Annotated in this window: 2 protein-coding genes; both read left to right on the plus strand. The window is 53.8% G+C overall.

Going from position 1 to position 1455, the window contains the following annotated elements; genetic code table 11:
• Nucleotides 1-563: molybdopterin oxidoreductase family protein (locus NW856_RS04950; RefSeq protein ID WP_414399380.1), on the plus strand; the 563-nt coding region annotated here is incomplete at its 5' end.
• A 78-nt stretch (nt 564-641) separates the two neighbouring features.
• A complete protein-coding gene (locus NW856_RS04955; protein ID WP_414399381.1) occupies nt 642-1076 on the plus strand; it encodes a nitrate reductase associated protein in 435 nt (144 codons plus the stop codon).
• Nucleotides 1077-1455: the final 379 nt, after the last annotated feature.

The following is a 1455-nucleotide window of genomic DNA, read 5'->3' on the forward strand; positions in this document are numbered from 1 at the left end:
ATGCCCTTTTGGCAGAACAAGGCCCTCAGCAATGGCCTTATCCCAAAGAAAGAACCTCGGCCCCTAAGTCCACTCGCCTCTACACAGATTGGCGTTTCCCGACCCCCGATGGCCGCGCCCGCTTTATCCCCCACCATTCCCGTGGCCTAGCAGAGCCGCCGGATCCCCAGTTTCCCTACGTATTAACCACGGGCAGGCTTTACGGCCATTGGCACACCCAAACCCGCACCGGCAGGATTGAAAAAATCAAGCAAATGCACCCCCAACCCTTTATGGAGATCCATCCTCGCGATGCGGAAAAACTGGGCATCCAAGATGGAGATTGGGTTCAAGTGCGTTCTGCCCGCGGACGGGCCTATTTCCCGGCCAAGATAACTGCCAACATTGCTCCCGGTACGCTATTTGTACCCATGCACTGGGGATCCCTCTGGGCAGAACAAGCTGAGTGTAATGCCCTCACCCATGACATCAGTTGCCCTGATTCCGGACAGCCGGAATTAAAAGCCTGCGCCGTTGCTCTTGAGAAAGCCGACCCACCGCTCAAGCAATCCCCTCAACTCTAGATTTGGTTCCTAATCGAGGTTCCCATGACTCTGTTTCAGTTTGAGCAAGATTTTGCCGACTCTCTGCGATGCATCCCCATGACCTTGCGCCTAAAGCTGGATTTGTGCGGGATCAAGCTCAAGCTCCATCAATGGGCCAAGTTTTCCTTAGAAGAGCGGCGGAAGTGTGTTGATTGGCCCTCTGAATCTCCACAGGATCTAGAAGAACTCCGCAACCATCTGCGCCATTTGGTTCGCTCCATCTGCCACGAAGAGGCGCAAGAGATTCCCATTGACCCCCAGCCTGAATGGCAAAATCCCAACCAGATCCCAATGGCTGTCCAACAAAAAGCTCAAGACCTGGGGATCCGGCTTGCCCTCGATTTCTGGAGAAACTTGCACGATATCCAGAGATTTGCCTTGCTGAAGTTGAGCCGATCCCATCACGAAAACAAAAATTTCTTGCCCGCTCTGCGAGAGTTTGGCCTGAAGATGGCGAGGGATGGTGATTGCAGTTACTCTGAATCTATTTGAGAGAGATAGTCTCCTCTGCCATGCGCTGCCCCAGACGACCACCCCCAACCCCTCTTCCACCCTGGGAGAGGAAATGCCTGCTCTAGGGGATCCGGGTCCGCAACAGTTCAAGTGGGCTAATGGGGGATCCCCCTCGAGAGGGGAGAGACTCAGCTCAGCAATATCCGTGCCTAGTCAAAGCAGAGGGCTATTGTTAAGGAATCTAAAGTAAAGTTGAGCTTTTGATATCACTGTTGCCGTCTTGTTACCGAAAGCGCTATCGTCTAAGCATCAAAGCTTTTTTCAAAGCTGCTTTATGGGCCCTGGAGGAGCGACCCCTCTGGGGCTTCTTCCATCCGGCTGCAGCTGAGAGGGCAAGGGATGGCTTTATGGGGTGGGG

Source organism: Synechococcus sp. R3-13 (genome assembly GCF_047462195.1).
GTDB lineage: Bacteria > Cyanobacteriota > Cyanobacteriia > Thermostichales > Thermostichaceae > Thermostichus.

Coding starts and splice junctions, on each gene's coding strand:
- NW856_RS04955 (WP_414399381.1), top strand. CDS start 642: ATGACCTTGCGCCTAAAGCTGGATTTGTGCGGGATCAAGCTCAAGCTC.